This is a genomic window from Mycobacterium sp. 852002-51163_SCH5372311, assembly GCF_001667115.1.
Taxonomy (GTDB): Bacteria; Actinomycetota; Actinomycetes; order Mycobacteriales; family Mycobacteriaceae; genus Mycobacterium.
On record NZ_LZIJ01000204.1, the window covers coordinates 1 to 671 of the forward strand.

At 64.2% G+C, this 671-nt stretch carries 1 protein-coding gene; it reads left to right on the top strand.

Annotation, left to right across the window (positions count from 1 at the left end; translation table 11 throughout):
- Positions 1–671: serine/threonine-protein kinase (locus tag A5791_RS25495; protein ID WP_156661609.1), on the top strand; the 671-nt coding region annotated here is incomplete at both ends.

Here is a 671-nt window from a genome sequence, read left to right on the forward strand (position 1 = left end):
CATGACACCGACACCGACCGGATCGTGGCCCTCAAGTTGTTGCCGGCGAATCTGTCGGAGGACGACGACTTTCAGGGCCGATTCCGCCGCGAAGCCCACGCGGCGGCGCGGTTGAACAGCCCGCACGTCATCCCGATCCATCACTACGGCGAAATCGACGGCCGCCTGTATGTCGACATGCGCCTGGTCGAGGGCCGCGACCTGCAGACCCTGCTGGCTGACGGGCCGTTGGAACCCGCGCGCGCGGTACACATCATCGGCCAGGTCGCTGAAGCTCTGCACGCCGCCCACGAGGTGGGTCTGCTGCACCGCGACATCAAACCCTCCAACATCCTGCTCGACCGCAACGACTTCGCCTACCTGATCGACTTCGGCATCGCCCGCGTCCTGGATGAAACGCGAATGACCAAGTCCGGCCATATGATTGGCACCTTTCAGTACATCGCACCCGAGCGGTTAGATAACAGAACAGAAGATGCCCGCGCCGACATCTACTCGCTGGCCTGCGTGCTATTTGAAAGCCTGACCGGACACCCGCCCTTCGAGGAAGACACGATGGCGCGCCTGGTCGCCGCACACCTGAGTACCCCCCCGCCGCGACCCTCGACCACCCAACCCAATGTGCCTCCCGCTGTCGACGAGGTCATCGCGACCGGCATGGCCATTCCGCC